An 18,226-nucleotide genomic window follows, 5' to 3' on the forward strand; every position below is an offset into this window, starting at 1 on the left:
GTCCAACGCCCAGCCGAGATGCTTGCGCGCATGCCTGAGGCCGATGCGTAAGCCATAGAGATCGCAGATGCCCTCATAGAGCGTGCGGACATAATGGAGTTGCTCGCCAAGCGAAGGTGCGGCCTCTTCCGCCCCGCCCTGGAGGCGCCGCCCGATCTGGCCGGGCAGCCAGGGCTGGCCCTGCGCGCCGCGCCCGATCATGACGGCATCGGCGCCGGAAGCCTGCAGCGCCGCCACGGCCTTTTCGAATGAGGTGATGTCGCCATTGACGACCAACGGAACCGATATCGCCGCACGAACGTCGCGCACGGCATCCCAATCGGCCTCGCCCTTGTAGAACTGGCAGCGCGTGCGCCCATGGACGGTGATGAGCTTGACGCCGGCGCCCTCCGCTCGCCGCGCCAGCTCCGGCGCGTTGCGGGTGCGGTCGTCCCAGCCGAGCCGCATCTTCAGCGTGACCGGAACCTTCACGGCCGCGATCGTCGCCTCGATCAGGTGCAAGGCATGGTCGAGATCGCGCATCAGCGCCGAGCCGGACTGGCCGCCGGTGACGTGGCGGGCCGGGCAGCCCATGTTGATGTCGATGATGTCGGCGCCTTCCGCTTCCGCGATCCGGGCGCCCTCCGCCATCCAGTGCGCCTCGCAGCCCGCAAGCTGAACCACATGCGGGCCTAGTCCGGTCGCCTCGCAGCGCAACCGCGACATCCTGTGGCCGTTGGCGAGCTCGTCGCTGGCGGTCATTTCGGAGACGACGAGACCCGCCCCAAGCTCCGCGGCCAGTCGCCGGAAGGGGGAATCGGTCACCCCCGACATCGGCGCCAGGAAGACCGGGTTGGCGACGTCAATATCGCCTATTTTCAACGGCTTAGCGCCTAATCCTACCGGGCCGGTCACGGACGTCTCGTCTCAAAGGCGGCGCCTCATCGCGCCTGCCATGACCTATCTTGCGCACAATTCTTGTGCAGTCAAGCGTCATGCCTACAGTTTAGACAGATCTTCCAATCTTTCAAGTGCAGTGCAGCAAAAAGCTGTTGCTGACAATCGGCAAACACCGCTGTGCTTCCGCGGTGACCGTGCTAGAGGCATGCCAAAATCACCCCTCGCCCCGATCATCACTACCAATTGAGTATTTAAGCGCTATGGCGAAATCAGAGCGGACCGCAGTTGTTCTCGTAGCGGCCGGGCGCGGGCTGCGCGCCGGTGCGGGCGGGCCGAAGCAATACCGCGAGATCGGCGGCATGCCTGTGATCTTTCGCGCCATGGAGTCCTTCAGCAACCACCCTGACGTCGCGCTGGTGCAGCCGGTCGTGAACCCAGATGACAGCGCCATGTTCACGGCAGCGGTCAACGGCCTGCGCCATGAGCATCCGACCAGCGGTGGCGCGACGCGCCAGGCTTCCGTGCTCGCCGGCCTCGAAGCGCTCGCCCCGCACAAGCCGGATCTTGTCCTGATCCACGACGCGGCCCGCCCCTTCGTCTCGCAGGCCCTGATCTCCCGCGCGATCGAAGCCGCGAGTCGCCACAGCGCCGCAATCCCCGCGATTCCCGTCAACGACACCGTCAAGCTGATAGGTGCGGCCGGGGAGATCGAGTCAACGCCGGACCGCGCGCGCCTGCGGATCGCGCAGACGCCGCAATCCTTTCGTTTCGATGTCATCCTCGACGCGCATCGTCGTGCGGCGAAGGACGGACGCTCTGATTTCACAGATGATGCGGCGATCGCCGAATGGGCGGGATTGACGGTCGCAACCTTTGAAGGCGATGTTGCAAACATGAAGCTCACCACCCCCGAAGACTTCGTCCGCGAGGAAGCACGCCTCGCCAGCCAACTCGGCGACATCAGGACCGGGACCGGCTATGACGTGCACGCCTTCGGTGAAGGCGACCATGTCATGATCTGCGGCGTGCGGGTGCCGCACAGCAAGGGGTTCCTGGCCCATTCCGACGGCGATGTCGGCCTGCATGCGCTGGTCGACGCCATCCTCGGCGCGCTCGCCGACGGTGACATCGGCTCGCACTTTCCGCCGAGCGATCCCAAGTGGAAGGGCGCCTCCTCCGACCAGTTCCTGAAATACGCCATCGAGCGCGTCACGCAGCGCGGCGGCCGCGTCGCCAATCTCGAGGTGACGATGATCTGCGAGCGGCCGAAGATCGGCCCCCTGCGCGACACCATGCGCGCGCGGATCGCTGAAATCTCCGGCGTCGACATCTCGCGCGTCGCGGTGAAGGCGACGACCAGCGAGCGGCTCGGCTTCACCGGCCGCGAGGAAGGCATCGCGGCGACCGCGAGCGCCACCATCCGCCTGCCCTGGAGCGTCTAGGCCATGGGCGGCAGCGACGCACGCGCCCTCTCCCGCTCGCTGCTCGATCTGTGCCGGATGCGCAAGCTGACGATCGCGACCGCCGAGTCCTGCACCGGCGGCCTCGTCGCCGGCGCGCTGACTGACATTCCAGGCTCCTCGGACGTGATCGACCGCGGATTCGTCACCTATTCCAATGACGCCAAGCGCGCGATGCTCGGCGTCGAGGCGAGCACGCTGCTGAACTTCGGCGCCGTCAGCAAGGAGACCGCGACCGCAATGGCGGTCGGTGCGCTCGAGCGCGCCGGCGTCGACCTTGCGGTCGCCATCACCGGCATCGCCGGCCCCGGCGGCGCCACGCCGGGCAAGCCGGTCGGGCTCGTCCACTTCGCCGCCGCCGCGCGCGACGGCCGCATCATCCACCGCGAGCACCGATTTGGCGCGATCGGCCGCACCGCCGTGCGGCTGCGCTCGGTCGTTGAAGCTTTGCGCATGCTGATGGATCTGGCGCGCGGTCCGCAAGCGCAAGCCAAACCGCGCCGCGAAGCCGCAAGCCGTCTGCGATCCCGCGTTGCCCGATCACCGCGACGCGGCGCAGTGAAGCGGCGAAGGCCGCCGCGTGGCTGACCGCATTGATTTCGATCAAACGTCTTTCAAATTCTGAGCGATTATTGTCAAAACAATCGTGACCGCGACGCAGCGCGCGGACCGAACGTCTCCGTTCAGTCGAAGCTTGCGCCCACCCATATTCCCGCAATAATGGCCGTCTAAGTTGCGCGTCGGGAATTTACCGGCGCAACATTCGGGGAGGGCGGCAACGTGTTCGCTCGCTACGCGATCTCCGCGGCAACCGTGTACTTGGCCATCTGCGATTTCGCGGCCGCGCAAGCCGTTAATCAGCCGCCGGATACGATGGCCGCGCGCGTGGAGGCCTGCACGCCCTGCCACGGCAATAAGGGCGAAGGCACCAGCGACGTCTATTTCCCGCGCCTTGCGGGCAAGCCGGCGGGCTATCTCTTCAACCAGCTTGTCGCCTTCAAGAACGGCCGGCGGAAATACCCGCCGATGAACTATCTGCTGGAATTCCTCCCCGATTCCTATCTGCAGCAGATGGCGGACTACTTCGCAGATCAGCATCCCGCGTTGCCGCCTGTGGCGGCAAGCGTTGCAAGCCAGGAGGTTCTCCAACGCGGTCAGTCACTGGTGACGCGCGGCGATCCCCAACGCCAGATACCTGCGTGCGGCAGCTGCCACGGCCCGGCCCTGACCGGCATGGAGCCGGGAATCCCGGGCCTGCTCGGACTGCGCCCCAACTACATCAGCGCGCAGCTCGGCGCTTGGCGGTATGGTACCCGCACTGCGAAGGCGCCGGACTGTATGCAGCAGGTCGCTGCCCGCCTCACGGAGGAGGACGTCACGGCCGTCGCGGCGTGGCTGGCGAACCACCCGGCGCCCGTGAATTCCGCTCCGGCGCCAAAGGGTACCTACGTGCTACCCTTCGCCTGCGGGAGCGAACCGGATTGAGGAGACGAGGATGCCATCGCGCTCACGAATCCTGGCCGCTCTGCTGTTGTCGGTCCTCGTCGGATCTGCCCAGGCGCAGCAGAAGGCCGGCCCGCCCAGCGACAACGTCGTGGCACGCGGCGAGTATCTGGCGCGCGCCGGCGACTGTATCGCCTGCCACACGGCGCCCGAGGGTCGCACTTTCGCCGGCGGGCGCGCGATGCCGACGCCTTTCGGCACGCTGTACTCGTCGAATATCACGCCGGATCGGGAAACCGGCATCGGCAAATGGACCGCGGAGGACTTTTACAAAGCGATGCACACCGGTCGCTTTCCGGATGGCGGGCTGATGTATCCGGCGATGCCGTTCGCCTCGTACACAAAAGTCACGCGGGCCGATAGCGAGGCGATCTTCGCGTATTTGAAGTCGATCCCGCCCGTGAACCAGAAGAATCGGGAACACGAGCTTCGCTTTCCCTATTCCAATCGCCAGCTCATTCTCGGCTGGCGAACGCTGTTCTTCAACGAGGGCGAATTCAAGCCCGATCCGACCAAATCCGCCGAGTGGAATCGCGGCGCCTATCTGGTCGAGGGCCTCGGCCATTGCGGCATGTGCCATTCGCCGATCAACGCGCTCGGCGGCACCTCGCAGTCGGATGCGTTCAAGGGCGGACTGATCCCGATGCAGAACTGGTACGCGCCCTCACTCACCTCAAATCGCGAGGCCGGGCTCGGTGACTGGAGCATCAAGGACATCTCCGATCTGCTCCAGACCGGCGTTTCGGCCCGCGGCGTCGTCTACGGGCCGATGGCCGAGGTCGTGCACAATAGCCTGCAATATCTCAGCGACGAGGACACCAGGGCGATGGCGGTCTACCTGAAGGGCATCTCGGAGCCCTCGCCTCCGCCGCCAGCGAGCTCGGCGCTGCCGACGACCGAAAGCAGCCTGCTCATCAGCCTCGGCAAGACCGTCTATGACAAGAACTGTGCGAGCTGTCACGGCGCGCAGGGCGAAGGCAAGCCGCCGCACTGGCCACCGCTCGCCAACAATCAGTCGATCGAAATGCAATCGGCAGTCAATCCGATCCGCATGGTGCTCAACGGCGGCTATCCGCCCGGCACCGAGGGCAATCCGATGCCCTATGGCATGCCGCCCTTTGCCGGCTTGCTCTCGGACAACGAGATCGCTGCCGTCGTCTCTTATATCCGAACGGCTTGGGGCAATCGCGGCACGCCGGTCTCGGCGCGCGAGGCCAACGAGCTGCGCTCCGCTCCCCTCAATTGAGACGCGCCATGATCAACTCCGATCCACCGACCAGCTCTGCCACCGCCGACCAGGCTGTCGACGAGGTGGTCGCGCGAGGGCCGTCCGGCGCAATCGCGCTCGCCGGCATTGCAACCGCCTGCGTGGTCGCGATCTGGCTCGCCTTCTATCTCTTCGTCTTCCTGCCGCGCGGGGCACTGCAATGAGTGCGGAGGACACCAGCCATCACGGCGCCGAGATTGCGGCGCGCACCGAGCGGCGATGGGCGACCCTCTCGGTCATTATTATCGTCGCGATGGCGGTGCTGGCGGCGGTTGCCGGCATCCATCGCGCCACCATGCCGCAGGCGCGCGTCGAGACCACCGATCCGTCGCGGATCCATCTGTCGGGCGAATTCGTCGAAAGCAATCTCGGCAGCGTGCTCGAGTCCAATGGCGCGGTTACGGTGCGCGCGATCGGCCAGCAATATTCCTTCACGCCCGCCTGCCTCCTGGTGCCGGCCGAGACGCCGATCACGCTGCGCGCCACCAGCGCCGACGTGGTCCACGGTATCCTGGTCCAGGGCACCAACATCAATACCATGCTGGTGCCGGGCTACGTCTCCGAGCAGCTCATGCGCTTTGAGCGGACCGGCGACTATCTGATGCCCTGCCAGGAATTTTGCAGCTTCGGTCATGAAGGCATGTGGGGCAAGGTCAGGGTGATCGACAAGGCGAAGTTCGCGGAGCTTGCAAAGAACGGCGGGAGGCTGAGCTGTGTTGGCCAATAGGAAGCTCGTCCTCGCCCATTTCTGGCTGGCTTTCGCGGTGTTCGGCGTGGCGCTCACGCTCGGCGCCTGGCAGATGTTCATCCGCAGCCCGCTCGGCACCTGGCTTTCCAATCCCGAGCTTTACTACCGCTCGCTGACTGCGCACGGCACGGTGATGGGCTACGTCTTCCCGACCCTCGTCGCGATGGGATTTGGCTATGCGATCAGCGAGTCCGCGCTGGAGCAGCGTCTGGTCGGCGTACGCTGGGCCTGGGCCGGCTTCTGGCTGATCGTCGGCGGCAGCATCATGGCGATGATCCCGGTCGCGCTCGGCCGTGCCTCCGTGCTCTACACCTTCTATCCACCGCTGATCGGCAGCCCCTTCTACTACGTCGGCGTCGTGCTGGTCGTCGTCGGGTCCTGGATCTGGGTCGCGCTAATGTCGATCAATCTGCGCATCTGGAAACGGGCCAATCCCGGCAAGGCAGTGCCGCTGGCGATGTTCGCCAATGTCGCGGGCTCGTATCTCTGGGCGTGGACCGCGGTTGGCGCGGCGCTCGAGCTATTGCTGCAGATCATCCCGGTCGCAGTCGGCCTGAAGGCCACGATCGACGCCGGCCTTGCGCGGGTGTTCTTCTCCTGGACGCTGCACGCCATCGTCTATTTCTGGCTGGTGCCGACCTACATTGCCTATTACACCATCGTGCCGCGCGCGATCGGCGGCCGCGTCTACTCCGACACCATGGCGCGGATCGCCTTCATTCTGTTCCTTGTGGTGGCGATGCCGATCGGCATTCACCATACTTTCGCCGACCCGCAGGTCGGCGCCGGTTTCAAGTTCGTCCATTCCGCTTTCACCGCGCTGGTCGCGCTCCCGACGCTTCTCACCGTATTCACGATCTGCGCCTCCGTCGAGATTGCGGCGCGCCTGCGCGGCGGTCGTGGCCTGTTCGGCTGGATGCGAACGCTGCCGTGGGAAAACCCGATGATGCTGGCGCTCGCCTTCTCCTTCGTGATGCTCGGTTTCGGCGGCGCCGGTGGCCTGATCAACATGAGCTATCAGCTCGACAGCTCGATCCACAACACGCAATGGATCACCGGCCACTTTCACCTGATCTTCGGCGGCGCCATCGTGATCATGTATTTCGCGATCGCCTATGATTTATGGCCGCATCTTACGGGCCGCGAGTTCGTCGATCTCCGCCTCATCCGCACCCAGCTCTGGCTGTGGTTCATCGGCATGATCATCACCACTTTCCCGTGGCACTGGGTCGGCATCCTGGGCATGCCGCGCCGCATGGCCTATTTCGATTTCGCCGATCCCGCGATTGCGCCGCAGGCGCTCTCGGTTACGTTCTCTGCCATCGGCGGCTTCACCCTGCTGACATCAGGCATTCTCTTCCTGGTCATTCTGGCCCGCGGCATGCGGTCGCCCGCGGTCGAGGCCGGCGAGTATCGCTTCAGCCTCGCGGTGCATCAGCCGGTGACCGTTCCGCTTGCGCTCAACACGCACGCGCTGTGGGTGGCGCTGATGATCGGGCTCACCATCACCAACTATGGCTACCCGATCCTGACGCTGGCACTGACCGAAGGCACGTCGGTGCCGGCCGTCTATGTGGGAGCGCAGTGATGAGTGCGCGCGACCTTTTCACGCTCACCAACCGCCATTTCAAGACGAGCGTCGGCATCACCGCTGCAATCTTCATTGTCACGGCAATTGTCGGCTTCATCGTGCTGCCGTTCGCGCAACCCTGGGTTCAGTTCGCCAACGTCTGGGATGCGATCTGTAGCGCCGCCGGCGTGCCGCAACGCTCGGCGGCTGCCGCGGCGCAGGCGCCGGACAAACGGCTGTCGGAGGTCGTGCTGACCTCGCACACGCTGTCACGTCCGAACCAGGAAGCGATCGGACGCGGCGCCACGCTCGCGCAGCGCTGCGCGATCTGCCATGGTCCGACCGGCATCAGCCGGGCTGATTCGCCCAATCTCGCCGGTCAATACGCCGCCGTCATCTACAAGGAGCTGCACGATTTCCGTTCGGGTGCGCGCACCAACGCGGTGATGTCGCCGTTTGCGACCGGCCTGACCGATCAGGAGATTGCCGACCTCGCCCTTTACTACGCGTTTCTGCCGCGGCTGCCCGCCTATCATCCGACACCGCAACTGCCCAAGCCCAACATCGTGATCTACGGCGCGCCGATGCGGGGGATCGCCCCCTGTGGCTCCTGCCATGGTAGCCTCGACAACAAGACCGGCAGCCCATGGCTCGAAGGCCAATCAGAGGCCTATCTGAAGGCCCAGCTGCAGGCCTTCGCCGCTAGTGATCGGCGCAACGACATCAGCCAGCAGATGCGCAACATCGCGCGCGCGATGACGCCGCAGGAGATCGATGAGGCTGCCGCCTACTACGCGTCGCAGCCGCCTGACGTCGTCAAGGCGGTGGACTGATCACGACGATGCGATCTTCGGCCGGCCGTAGATCGCGTCGGCTCGCTTCTCGAATGCGGCGGAGAAGCGCGCAAAGGCGGCGTCGAACATCGAGCCCATCAGCATCGCGAGCATCCGGCTCTTGAACGCGTAGGTCAGGAAGAAGCCGACGTCGCAGACGCCCTCGCCCTTCGGCTCGAAGGTCCAGCGGTTTTCGAGGTTGCTGAACGGGCCCTGCAGATATTCGACCAGGATCTTCAGATTGGCGCGATCGAGCGTCACGCGGCTGGTGAAGGATTCCTTGACCAGCTTGAACGACACCGTCATGTCGGCGATCAGCACCTCGGTACCGTCGGGCTTTGCAACCCGCTGGCGCACCTTCAGCGCGCTGCACAGCGGCACGAATTCCGGATAGCGCTCGACATCGGCGACCAGATCAAACATCTCTGGCGCGCTGTGGTTGACGCGGTGCTTGCTCGAAACTCGGTGCATGTGACGTCAGCGGGCGTGAGCTGCTCGCGCTGCCTTCAATCTCGCGAAATCGTCCCCGGCGTGATGCGATGAACGGGTCAGCGGGCTTGCCGATACCATCAGGAAGCCCTTGGTGTAGGCGACCTTTTCATATGAGGCGAACTCATCCGGCGGCACGTAGCGCATCACGGCGTGGTGCTTGCGGGTCGGCTGGAGATATTGCCCGATGGTCAGGAAGTCGACCTCGGCCGAGCGCAGATCGTCCATCACCTGGAGCACCTCGTGGCGCTCCTCGCCGAGGCCGACCATGATGCCGGACTTGGTGAAGATGGTGGGATCGACCTCCTTGACCCGCTGCAACAGCCGGATCGAATGGAAATAACGCGCGCCGGGCCTCACCGTCAGGTAACGCGACGGCACGGTCTCGAGGTTGTGGTTGAAGACGTCGGGCTTGGCCGCGGCGACGACCTCGAGCGCACCCTCCTTGCGCAGGAAGTCGGGCGTCAGGATCTCGATCGTGGTGGAGGGACAGGCGACGCGGATCGCGCGGATCGTCCTGGCGAAATGCTCGGCACCGCCATCGGCAAGGTCATCGCGGTCGACCGATGTGATCACGACATGGGCGAGCCCGAGCTTTGCCGTGGCCTCGGCCACATGCTCCGGCTCGGCGGCGTCGAGCGCGTTGGGCAGGCCGGTCTTGACGTTGCAGAAGGCGCACGCGCGGGTGCAGGTGTCGCCCATGATCATGAAGGTGGCGTGCTTCTTGTCCCAGCACTCCCCAATGTTCGGGCAACCCGCCTCCTCGCACACCGTATGCAGGCCGTTGGCCCGCACGATGTTGCGGGTGTCGGCATAGCCGCGCGTGTTCGGCGCACGCACACGGATCCAGTCCGGCTTCGGCGGCGAAGCAGCATCGGGCCGGTTCACTTTTTCCGGGTGACGCGGGCGCAGCGGATTTGTGATGGTATCGACAATAACGACCATGGGGTGTCCGGTCTATTCAGGTCCTACCTAGTCGGTATCGCAGGGCATCGCAACCCGCTCGCGCCGCTTCAGGGAACATGGCAGATATGGGCAATATCCTGCTCTGTCGTCTAGCGATTCTCACCTCGAATGGCTCCAAAATCGAAGCCCTCCACGCCTGGCTCAAGCTCCCCTTTGGGCAAGCCACTGAAGCGGACCTTTTTCGCGCGCAGCGTCCATGAGGTCGCCCCCGACCTGATCGGCGCGACGCTGCTGGTGAACGGCGTCGGCGGCATCATTGTCGAGGTCGAGGCCTATCATCATACCGACCCGGCCGCGCACTCCTACCGCGGGCCGACGCCGCGGAACCAGGTGATGTTCGGCCCGCCCGGCTTTGCCTATGTCTATCGCTCGTACGGCATCCACTGGTGCGTGAACTTCGTCTGCGAAGAGGAAGGCTCGGCGAGCGCCGTCCTGATCCGCGCGCTGGAGCCGACGCATGGGATCGCCGCGATGCGCCGCCGCCGGCATCTCGTCGATGTGCATGCGCTGTGCTCGGGACCGGGCAAGCTGACGCAAGCGCTCGGCATCACGATCGCGCACAATGCCCTGCCCCTCGACCATCCGCCAATTGCGCTGCATGCGCGCAGTGGCGAAATGGAGGTCGCGACCGGCATCCGGATCGGCCTCACCAAGGCGGTCGAGCTGCCCTGGCGCTACGGCGTCAAGGGCTCGAAGTTTTTGAGCAAGCCGTTTCCGAGTTAGCAGTCATTCCGGGATGGTCCGAAGGACCAGACCCGGAATCTCGAGATTCCGGGCTCGATGCTGCGCATCGCCCCGGAATGACGGTGAGGTCACGACACCTGCTTCAACCGCTCCAGCGCCTCGAGCAGCTTTGCCCTGCGCGCCAGCGCGGCCTCGCGCTTTTCGCGCTCCTCCTCGACGACCTCTTCGGCCGCATTGGCGACGAATTTCTCGTTCGCCAGCTTGGACTCGGCGCGCTTGATGTCGGCATCGGCCTTGGCGATCTCCTTGTCGAGGCGCACGCGCTCGGCTGCGAGATCGATCACGCCCTTCAGCGGTAAGGCTGCGACCTCGCCGCGCACCAGGATCTGCACGGCGCCGTCGGGCGCGCGATCGGCGAAGGAGATATCCGAAAGCCGCGCCATGCGCTTGATGACATCGGCCCAGCGCGGCGCGCGCTCCTTCGTCTCCGCGGAGGCGCCGGCCAGCACCAGCGCCGTCAGCGTCGCCGGTGGGATGTTCATCTCGGCGCGTACCGAGCGAATCTGCGTCACGAGATCGATGACCCAGCCGATCTCGGCTTCCGCCGCAGGATCGGTGAAGTCGGCATGATCGAAGATCGGTAGCACCATCGGCGAAAGGAAGGCTCCGTCATTCGGCATCGATGCTGCGACCATCGCGAGTTCTTCCGCCGTCGGCCCCGCGGACTTCAGCGGCCAGGGCGCCAGCGTGAGCAGTTGCTCGCGCTTGGCGGTCACCTCCCACAGCTCTTCGGTGATGAAGGGCATGAAGGGATGCAGCAGCTTCAGAATCTCGTCGCGTGCCCAGGCGACCATCGCGCGGGTCTCAGCCTTTGCGGGACCATCCGGGCCGAGCAGCACGGGCTTCGCGAGCTCGACATACCAGTCGCAATAGACGTTCCAGACGAAACGGTAGATCGCGCCCGCCGCATCGTTGAAGCGATAGGCTTCGATTGCCTCCGTCACCTCGCGCGTGGTGTGCGCCGTCTCATGCGCGATCCAGCGGTTCAGCGTCAGCGCCGCTTTCGCGGGCTCAAAACCTTCGGGCACTACGCACTGGTTCATCTCCGCGAAGCGGCAGGCGTTCCAGAGCTTGGTCGCGAAATTGCGATAGCCCTCGACACGGCTCGTGGCGAGCTTGATGTCGCGCCCCTGCGCCGCCATCGCCGCCAGAGTGAAGCGCAGCGCGTCGGCGCCGTACTCGTCGATCAGATGCAGGGGATCGATGACGTTGCCCTTGGACTTCGACATCTTGGCGCCCTTCTCGTCGCGAACGAGGGCGTGGATGTAGATCGTCGAGAACGGTATTTCCTTCATGAAGTGCAGGCCCATCATCATCATCCGGGCGACCCAGAAGAAGATGATGTCGAAGCCGGTGACCAGCGCGTTGGTCGGGTAGTAACGCTTCACCTCCGGCGTATCGTCGGGCCAGCCGAGGGTGGAGAACGGCCACAGCGCAGAGGAGAACCAGGTGTCGAGCACGTCCTCGTCGCGGGTGATGAAGCCCTCGCGCTTGTTGCGGTCGAGCGCCATCTCGCGCCCCTGCTCCGGCGTGATGACCTCCTGCTCGACGTAATAGCCGAGCGCGTGGCTGACGGCCTCCTCCTCGGTCTGGGCGACGAACACCTTGCCGTCCGGCCCGTACCAGGCCGGGATCTGATGGCCCCACCAGAGCTGGCGCGAGATGCACCAGGGCTGGATGTTCTCCATCCACTCGTAATAGGTTTTTTCCCAGTTCTTCGGCACGAAGGTCGTCTCGCCGCTGCGCACCGCCGCGATGGCAGGCTTTGCAAGCGTCTTGGCGTCGACGTACCACTGGTCGGTGAGGAAGGGCTCGATCACGACGCCGGAACGGTCGCCATGCGGCACCATGTGGGTGTGCGGCTCGGTGCGCTCGATGAAGCCGAATGCCTCCAGTCGCTCGACGATGCGCTTGCGCGCGGCGAAACGCTCGACGTTGTGGAATTCCGCGGCGAATTGCGAAGCGCCCTCCGGCAGGTCGCGCAGGTAGTCCTCGTTGTCGACGAGGTCGAGGCAGCCTTCCTTGTCGAGCACGCTGATCTGGCGCAGGCCGTGGCGCCTGCCGACCTCGAAGTCGTTGAAGTCGTGCGCCGGCGTCACCTTCACCGCGCCCGAGCCCTTCTCGGGGTCGGAGTAGTCGTCGGCGACGATCTTCACCTTGCGGCCGACGAGCGGCAGGATCACGTGCTTGCCGACGAGCTTCTGGTAGCGCTCGTCCTCGGGATGTACGGCGACGCCGGTATCGCCCAGCATGGTTTCGGGGCGCGTCGTGGCAACGACGATGAAGCTCGCGGGATCGTCGGGGCTGAAGGTTTTACCCTCGATCGGATAGCGCAGATACCAGAGGCTGCCTTTGACCTCGACCTGCTGCACCTCGAGATCGGAGATCGCGGTGAGCAGCTTCGGATCCCAGTTCACCAGCCGCTTGTCCTTGTAGATCAGGCCATCGCGGTGCAGCTCGACGAACACCTTGATGACGGCCTTCGACAGGCCCTCGTCCATGGTGAAGCGCTCGCGCGACCAGTCGCAGGAGGCGCCGAGGCGCTTGAGCTGGTTGATGATGGTGTCGCCGCTCTCGGCCTTCCACTCCCAGACCCGCTCCAGGAATTTCTCGCGGCCCATCTCGCGGCGGCTGGGCTGCTGACGCTCCATCAGCTGCCGCTCGACCACCATCTGGGTCGCGATACCGGCATGGTCGGTACCGGGCTGCCACAGCACGTCGCGGCCGCGCATGCGCTCGAAGCGGCACAACACGTCCTGAAGCGTGTTGTTGAGCGCGTGGCCCATGTGCAGCGAGCCCGTCACGTTCGGCGGCGGGATCACGATGGTGAAGGGGGCGGCGTCGCGCCGGTCGGGACGGCCTGCCTTGAAGGCAAGGCTGTCCTCCCAGACGACGGACATGCGGGCTTCGATATCGGCGGGCTGGTAGTTTTTCTCGATCATGGGGCTGCTAGAAAGCCGTGCACGGGGGCCAAGTCAACGGAAAGTGTCAAGGGAAAGCCCGGCGGCAAAGTGCTCTCCGGCCCGGTCGCCAGGCCGAATCGGTCATAAAAGCAGGGCTTTATCAGTCCCGCGGGGCTGACCTTACCGGCCGCCGCGCGAGACCCGCTCGATTTCCGCCTTCACGATGCGTTCAACGAGGCCGGGCAGGTTATCGTCGAGCCAGGATTTCAGCATCGGCCGCAGCATCTCCTTGACCAGATCCTCCAGCGTCCGCGCATTCGAGCTCAGGACGGTATGGGCCAGGGAGTTGAAGGCGGATTCGACGGCCGAGACCGTCGTCTGCGCCAGGATAGGCTGCTGCGGCGGCAGCGGCGGCGCATTGAAATCGACCGCGTGGTAGGATGGTGGCGAAGGAGCCGGCCGAAATGGCGGCGCCGCGGCTTCGGCGAATTCGACATCATCGCCCGGCTCGACCTTGCGGAAGCTCGGCGGTGGAGGCGCCGGCGTTTCGACCGCCATCTCGTCGGTCAGCTCGAGTACATCGGACTCGGGCTCGGGCTCGGGTTCCGGCGCCCGCATCTCGGGCGCGGGGGTCGCCTCGTCCAGCCCCGCCAGCAGCGCGTCGATATCGTCCTGGTTGTTGCTTGCGGCCGGCGCTGGCGGCGGAGCCGCCGGCTTTGCAGCAGGTGGCGGTGCAGCCGGCTTTTCAGCGGCGGGTTTCGCCGGCGCGATCTTCGACGGCGGAATGTCATTCATTGCGGCGGGCTTGGGCGCCGGCGCGGGCCTGGCAGGTTCGGCGGCCTTGTCGGTCGGCGGCGGCTTGGCCTCATCGTCGGCAATGATGCGCCGGATCGAGGCCAGAATCTCCTCCATCGAGGGTTCTTGCACCTTTGCAGGCTGCGTCATCTCCGACTCCACATCATCAACGCCCTCGCATGCGTTGTTTTACACCAAGCACGACAGGATTGGCCGGTTCCGAACGGGTGGCTCGACATTTTCGCCGCGACCGCCTGACTTGTCCCCAGATCAAGGCGATTGCGACTCATCGCGCGGCGGTGCGCCCCTGCCCACGTCACCGAAGCCCTACGCAAACAAAACATGAGATGAGATGCGACGCGAATCGCGTCCTCATCTCAGTGAAAGGCTATGTCAGGGCGTTTGATGATTGCAAGCAAACCGCAAGTCGTCATCGTCATGAGGTGATGCCGACCCAAAGCGCGATGAGATCGGAATGAATCATCATGGCGCTCTAGGTTAACGTTCGAGCATCATCTCCGCGCAAGCGCGTTCCGCGTTTGTCGCGCGGGAAAACCGCTTCACACGTTGCGCTAACGCGGCCCTTTCGGGTCCGGACCATGCTCCAGTCGCGGAGATCAACGTCCGTCGGGCGTGCGCACGCCGCCCCAGCTATCGCGCACCTGCTGGTAATGCACGCTGGGATCGTAGACGTTGGTCTTGAGGTTCATCACCTGCGGCGACAGGCGGCCGACTGCAGCGAGCACGTTGTAGGATGCGACGACCCGATCGTGTTGGGCATTCACGAGAGCGATGCGGGCATTGACCAGGGCCTGCTGCGCATTGAGCACGTCAAGCGTGGTCCGCTGACCGGCCTTTGCCTCTTCGCGTACACCGTTCAACGCAATCTCGGACGCGGTCACCTGCGCCTGTGCTGACTGCACCTGCGCCTTGGTCGCCACCAGATTGCCCCACCACTGCACGGTCGTCGCACGGCTCTGGTCGCGGGTCACCTCCAGGTTGAGACGCTGCTGTGCCAAGTTCTCCTTGGACTGCCGGATCAGCGAATATTCGGCGCCCCCCTGATAGATCGGCACGGACGCCTGTGCGATGGCGGAGGCGGTAGTCGTTCGATATAGCGTCAGGGTCTGCTCAAAGGACTGAGTGACCCCAGCCTGCAACGTGATCGTCGGCAGCAGCGCACCTTCGCTGATCTTGACCTGGAGATAGTTGACGTCGATGCCGTACATCGCCGACGTGACGCTGGGGTTTTCGACCAGGGTGAGCTCAACTGCGGATGGAAGTGTCGCGGGCAGAAAGCGATCGACCGGCGCACCGGGTGCAGGATTTACAGGCTCGACGCCGATGACCCGCCGATAATTTGCCTTTGTCGTCGTCAGTGTTGCCTCGGACGATTGCTCCTGCGTCTTGCCGGCGGCAAGTTGCGCTTCCGACTGGGCAACGTCCGTACGAGTGACCTCACCCACATTGAAGCGGTCACGTGTCTGCTTCAGCGTTTGCTCGAGCACCCGAACGTTGCTCTTCTGAACCTCGACCGCGGCTGAATCGCGCAAGTAGTCCATGTAAGTGGTTGCAGCCAAGAGCAAAACGTTCTGTTCGAGCACGCGCAGCGCCTCGCGCGCGCCGGACACCTGGCTCTCTGCCGCACGCGTTCTGTTGGCGGTCTGATTGCCGTTGAAGAGGGTCTGCGTAACCGTTAGGCCTGCGCTGCGGGGTACGCCGGTGCCGTGGATCGTCGGGCCACCCTGCAGCGGTTTCGAATCCTGATATTGATAGCCGGCGCTCGCCGTGATCGCGACCCTGGGGCGATATCCGGACAGCGCCTGTGGCACGTTTTCGTCCGTCGAACGGACCTGTGCGCGCTGCGCGTTGAGCTGCGGATTGTCCTGATAGGCGCGCACCAGCGCGCTTTCGATCGTCTCCGCCAAGGCAGGCATCGGCCCGCCGAGCGCCATCAGGAGGACCGAAACCGCAGCTCCGGTGAAGAGCTTCACCCCATGCATCCCAGAAATTCCGTTCATTCTTATCGCCGGCTCGTGCCCGCGAGCCGGGTGACCGAGAGTCGTTGCCCCCACATGCACCATATGACGGGGGCAAGCCGAACGGAACTACCCGATGGTTGTTGGCAGCGGAAACTCTTCACGTGCAGCATCCGTGCCACACTTCTGATTCAGAACGGTAATTTTTAACGGGTTCCACCCCTTCAGAAGACGAAGGCGGGCATCCGCGCCAGACCGGGAAGGATCGGCGCTGCTGCGTCGAACAGCGCGCGGTAGCCGAATTCGCCGTGGGCGCGGGTCACGATCATGGCCCGCTGGGGCATCGTCTCGGCCGACACGCCGACCAGCCGCCCGCCCTCCTTGAGCTGCTCGAAGAGCGCACTGGGCGTCACTTCGGTCGCTCCGTTCAGGATGATCACATCGTAGGGGGCAGCCGCCGGATCCCCATCCCCGCTGGGCGCCGCAGCGCACGCCACATTCGCAAATCCCTGGGCGGCCAGATTGCTCTTCGCTTTTGCGGCAAGCGCCGAATCGCTTTCGGTAGCCGTGACTTGCGCCGCGAGCCTGGCAGCAAGGGCTGCGACGTAACCGGTGGCGCAGCCGACCACCAGGACGCGATCAGCCTCGCCGATCTCGGCCGCCTGCAGCAGCTTGGCGGTCAACGCCGGCTTGATCAGATACCGCTTGGCCGATCCGTCTTCGGCCACGTCGAGATCGAGGTCGAGATAGGCCAGCGCCTGCCGGCTTGCGGGCACGAAGGCCTCGCGGGGAATCGTGAGCATGGCGTCGAGGATGCGGCGATCGGTGACGTCACTGGTGCGCACCTGGCCATCGACCATCTTTTGGCGCGCGGTCGCAAAACCGGACATTGGGGAACCCTGGAATGCGGACGGCGCCGCGGGAAAACGTGGCGGCATCTTTGGAACATGCCCTGCCAAAACGCAACATGGCGATTGCCCGAAGGCGGCAGCCCCGGGGCCGATCAATACAGGCTTGGCGCCTTGCGCCCTATTCGATCGCGACGGCGAGCCGGCCGATCAAGGCCGCGACTTCATCGAGCCGGGTCGAATCGCGGGTCTCGACCACGCGTGCCAGCAGCGCGAGGCATTCGTCGTCGCTGAGATCGGGGATGTCGGTGGGCAGAATCGAGGGGACCAAGTGGGGACGGTCGACCTGAACGTTCGGCATCGGAATCAGCTCCGCGTAAGCCCGGTGTCAGGGAACCTCGATTTGAATTGAGTCGATTTGGCGTCGTTCCGATGTCGGCACGGCAGACAATGTGCACGTCCGCGTGAACAGATTCGCGCTCCGGCACAGAGCGCGAGGCAAGACATTGAAGTTGATGAGAAATTTGGCTCCCCGGGCTGGATTCGAACCAGCGACCATCCGATTAACAGTCGGATGCTCTACCGCTGAGCTACCGAGGAAAAGGGCGAACCAACGTTCGCGCGCGGCTGCGTATAACAAAGCCTCCGGCGCTTGCAAAGGACGAATTCGTCACATCCTCGCCATCATGAGGAAGGGCACTCGTCCCTCCCCCGCCGGTCCCTGCCGCGGACGCGAACGCGCCGCGATGCGACGCTCACTCCGCAATGAAGGAGGTCGTCTTGGTGCCGGGGTCGTAGCGCAGCCTCAGCACGTTGAACTTGCAGAGGTTGACGTTCTTCCACAGCACGGACTCGTTGTAGTTCTGCCAGTCGACGCGGATGTTCCAGACGCATCCTTCGTCGTCTTCGTCGAACTCGACATAAGTGCTCGCCTGGTTCTGCAAGGTCTTGTCGAGCTCGTTGTCCCATTCTTCCAGACCATCGTCCGGCGAATTGAAGCCGAGAAACTTGATGGCGTAGCCGGTCTCGTTGACGACGGAGACGTTGCGGGAATCCGCAGCTTGCGATGGCACGGCTGTGACCGAGAGACCGAGTGCAATGAGTGCCGACAGAAAATATTTCATGAGAGCCCCAATGAAAAAGAACATCCGGCGCCTGCACGTCATCGGTGCAGGTACCGGGGCATCAATAACGTTGCCTTGCAGGTATCGTCCGGAGAGCGATCGAAAGGGTCAACACACG

18 protein-coding genes and 1 tRNA gene are annotated in these 18,226 nt (G+C 64.5%); 9 read left to right on the forward strand and 10 right to left on the reverse strand.

Annotation, left to right across the window (positions count from 1 at the left end; genetic code table 11):
• The coding region (gene dusB, locus Q3C01_RS24575) for a tRNA dihydrouridine synthase DusB (RefSeq protein WP_458147961.1) at positions 1 to 861 on the reverse strand (861 nt) is incomplete at its 3' end.
• Between the two features lie 278 nt (positions 862 to 1,139).
• Between dusB and Q3C01_RS24580 the strand changes: the two genes are divergently transcribed.
• The 8 genes from Q3C01_RS24580 to Q3C01_RS24615 all read left to right on the forward strand — a co-directional run bounded on the left by Q3C01_RS24580 (position 1,140) and on the right by Q3C01_RS24615 (position 8,260).
• A complete protein-coding gene (locus tag Q3C01_RS24580) occupies positions 1,140 to 2,321 on the forward strand; it encodes a bifunctional 2-C-methyl-D-erythritol 4-phosphate cytidylyltransferase/2-C-methyl-D-erythritol 2,4-cyclodiphosphate synthase (RefSeq protein WP_458147880.1) in 1,182 nt (393 codons plus the stop codon).
• 3 nt (positions 2,322 to 2,324) lie between these two features.
• The gene (locus Q3C01_RS24585; protein WP_458147881.1) at positions 2,325 to 2,927 is read left to right on the forward strand and encodes a CinA family protein; all 603 of its coding nucleotides are present in this window, start codon (positions 2,325 to 2,327) and stop codon (positions 2,925 to 2,927) included.
• Positions 2,928 to 3,119: 192 nt separating this feature from the next.
• Entirely contained in the window at positions 3,120 to 3,824 is a 705-nt protein-coding gene (locus Q3C01_RS24590) for a c-type cytochrome (RefSeq protein WP_458147882.1), read from the forward strand.
• Positions 3,825 to 3,834: 10 nt separating this feature from the next.
• Positions 3,835 to 5,088: a cytochrome c gene (locus tag Q3C01_RS24595; protein ID WP_458147883.1), complete on the forward strand. Its 1,254-nt coding sequence runs from the start codon at positions 3,835 to 3,837 to the stop codon at positions 5,086 to 5,088.
• Positions 5,089 to 5,096: 8 nt separating this feature from the next.
• A complete protein-coding gene (locus tag Q3C01_RS24600) occupies positions 5,097 to 5,273 on the forward strand; it encodes a hypothetical protein (RefSeq protein ID WP_458147884.1) in 177 nt (58 codons plus the stop codon).
• Positions 5,270 to 5,836, forward strand: coding sequence for a cupredoxin domain-containing protein (locus Q3C01_RS24605; RefSeq protein ID WP_458147885.1), 567 nt, complete (start codon positions 5,270 to 5,272; stop codon positions 5,834 to 5,836). Before Q3C01_RS24600 ends, Q3C01_RS24605 begins: the two co-directional genes overlap by 4 nt.
• Positions 5,823 to 7,445 (forward strand): b(o/a)3-type cytochrome-c oxidase subunit 1, encoded by a 1,623-nt coding sequence (locus Q3C01_RS24610; RefSeq protein WP_458147886.1) that lies wholly within the window; start codon positions 5,823 to 5,825, stop codon positions 7,443 to 7,445. The genes Q3C01_RS24605 and Q3C01_RS24610 overlap by 14 nt, the downstream gene beginning before the upstream one ends.
• Positions 7,445 to 8,260, forward strand: coding sequence for a c-type cytochrome (locus Q3C01_RS24615; RefSeq protein ID WP_458147887.1), 816 nt, complete (start codon positions 7,445 to 7,447; stop codon positions 8,258 to 8,260). Before Q3C01_RS24610 ends, Q3C01_RS24615 begins: the two co-directional genes overlap by 1 nt.
• On the opposite strand, the gene Q3C01_RS24620 is transcribed toward Q3C01_RS24615, so the two are convergent.
• Positions 8,261 to 8,731 (reverse strand): type II toxin-antitoxin system RatA family toxin, encoded by a 471-nt coding sequence (locus tag Q3C01_RS24620; RefSeq protein ID WP_458147888.1) that lies wholly within the window; start codon positions 8,729 to 8,731, stop codon positions 8,261 to 8,263. It lies immediately after the preceding gene.
• 6 nt (positions 8,732 to 8,737) lie between these two features.
• Positions 8,738 to 9,694: a lipoyl synthase gene (gene lipA / locus Q3C01_RS24625; protein ID WP_458147889.1), complete on the reverse strand. Its 957-nt coding sequence runs from the start codon at positions 9,692 to 9,694 to the stop codon at positions 8,738 to 8,740.
• A 129-nt stretch (positions 9,695 to 9,823) separates the two neighbouring features.
• Here lipA and Q3C01_RS24630 point away from each other — a divergent pair, with 129 nt between their 5' ends.
• Complete coding sequence (locus Q3C01_RS24630) at positions 9,824 to 10,438, forward strand: DNA-3-methyladenine glycosylase (RefSeq protein WP_458147890.1); 615 nt, start codon at positions 9,824 to 9,826, stop codon at positions 10,436 to 10,438.
• A gap of 89 nt (positions 10,439 to 10,527) precedes the next feature.
• Here the strand turns inward: Q3C01_RS24630 and Q3C01_RS24635 are convergent, their stop codons facing one another.
• The 7 genes from Q3C01_RS24635 to Q3C01_RS24665 all read right to left on the reverse strand — a co-directional run bounded on the left by Q3C01_RS24635 (position 10,528) and on the right by Q3C01_RS24665 (position 18,108).
• Complete coding sequence (locus tag Q3C01_RS24635; protein WP_458147891.1) at positions 10,528 to 13,401, reverse strand: valine--tRNA ligase; 2,874 nt, start codon at positions 13,399 to 13,401, stop codon at positions 10,528 to 10,530.
• Positions 13,402 to 13,542: 141 nt separating this feature from the next.
• Positions 13,543 to 14,307, reverse strand: a complete 765-nt coding sequence (locus Q3C01_RS24640; protein WP_458147892.1) for a PopZ family protein — start codon at positions 14,305 to 14,307, stop codon at positions 13,543 to 13,545.
• A gap of 467 nt (positions 14,308 to 14,774) precedes the next feature.
• Entirely contained in the window at positions 14,775 to 16,160 is a 1,386-nt protein-coding gene (locus Q3C01_RS24645; RefSeq protein ID WP_458147962.1) for a TolC family outer membrane protein, read from the reverse strand.
• 200 nt (positions 16,161 to 16,360) lie between these two features.
• Positions 16,361 to 17,026 (reverse strand): protein-L-isoaspartate O-methyltransferase family protein, encoded by a 666-nt coding sequence (locus Q3C01_RS24650; RefSeq protein WP_458147893.1) that lies wholly within the window; start codon positions 17,024 to 17,026, stop codon positions 16,361 to 16,363.
• Positions 17,027 to 17,165: 139 nt separating this feature from the next.
• On the reverse strand, positions 17,166 to 17,345 hold the full coding sequence (locus Q3C01_RS24655; RefSeq protein WP_458147894.1) for a hypothetical protein: 180 nt from the start codon (positions 17,343 to 17,345) through the stop codon (positions 17,166 to 17,168).
• 164 nt (positions 17,346 to 17,509) lie between these two features.
• Positions 17,510 to 17,584: transfer RNA gene (locus Q3C01_RS24660), tRNA-Asn, on the reverse strand.
• A gap of 155 nt (positions 17,585 to 17,739) precedes the next feature.
• On the reverse strand, positions 17,740 to 18,108 hold the full coding sequence (locus Q3C01_RS24665) for a hypothetical protein (RefSeq protein WP_458147895.1): 369 nt from the start codon (positions 18,106 to 18,108) through the stop codon (positions 17,740 to 17,742).
• Positions 18,109 to 18,226: the final 118 nt, after the last annotated feature.

Source organism: Bradyrhizobium sp. UFLA05-109 (assembly GCF_054185165.1).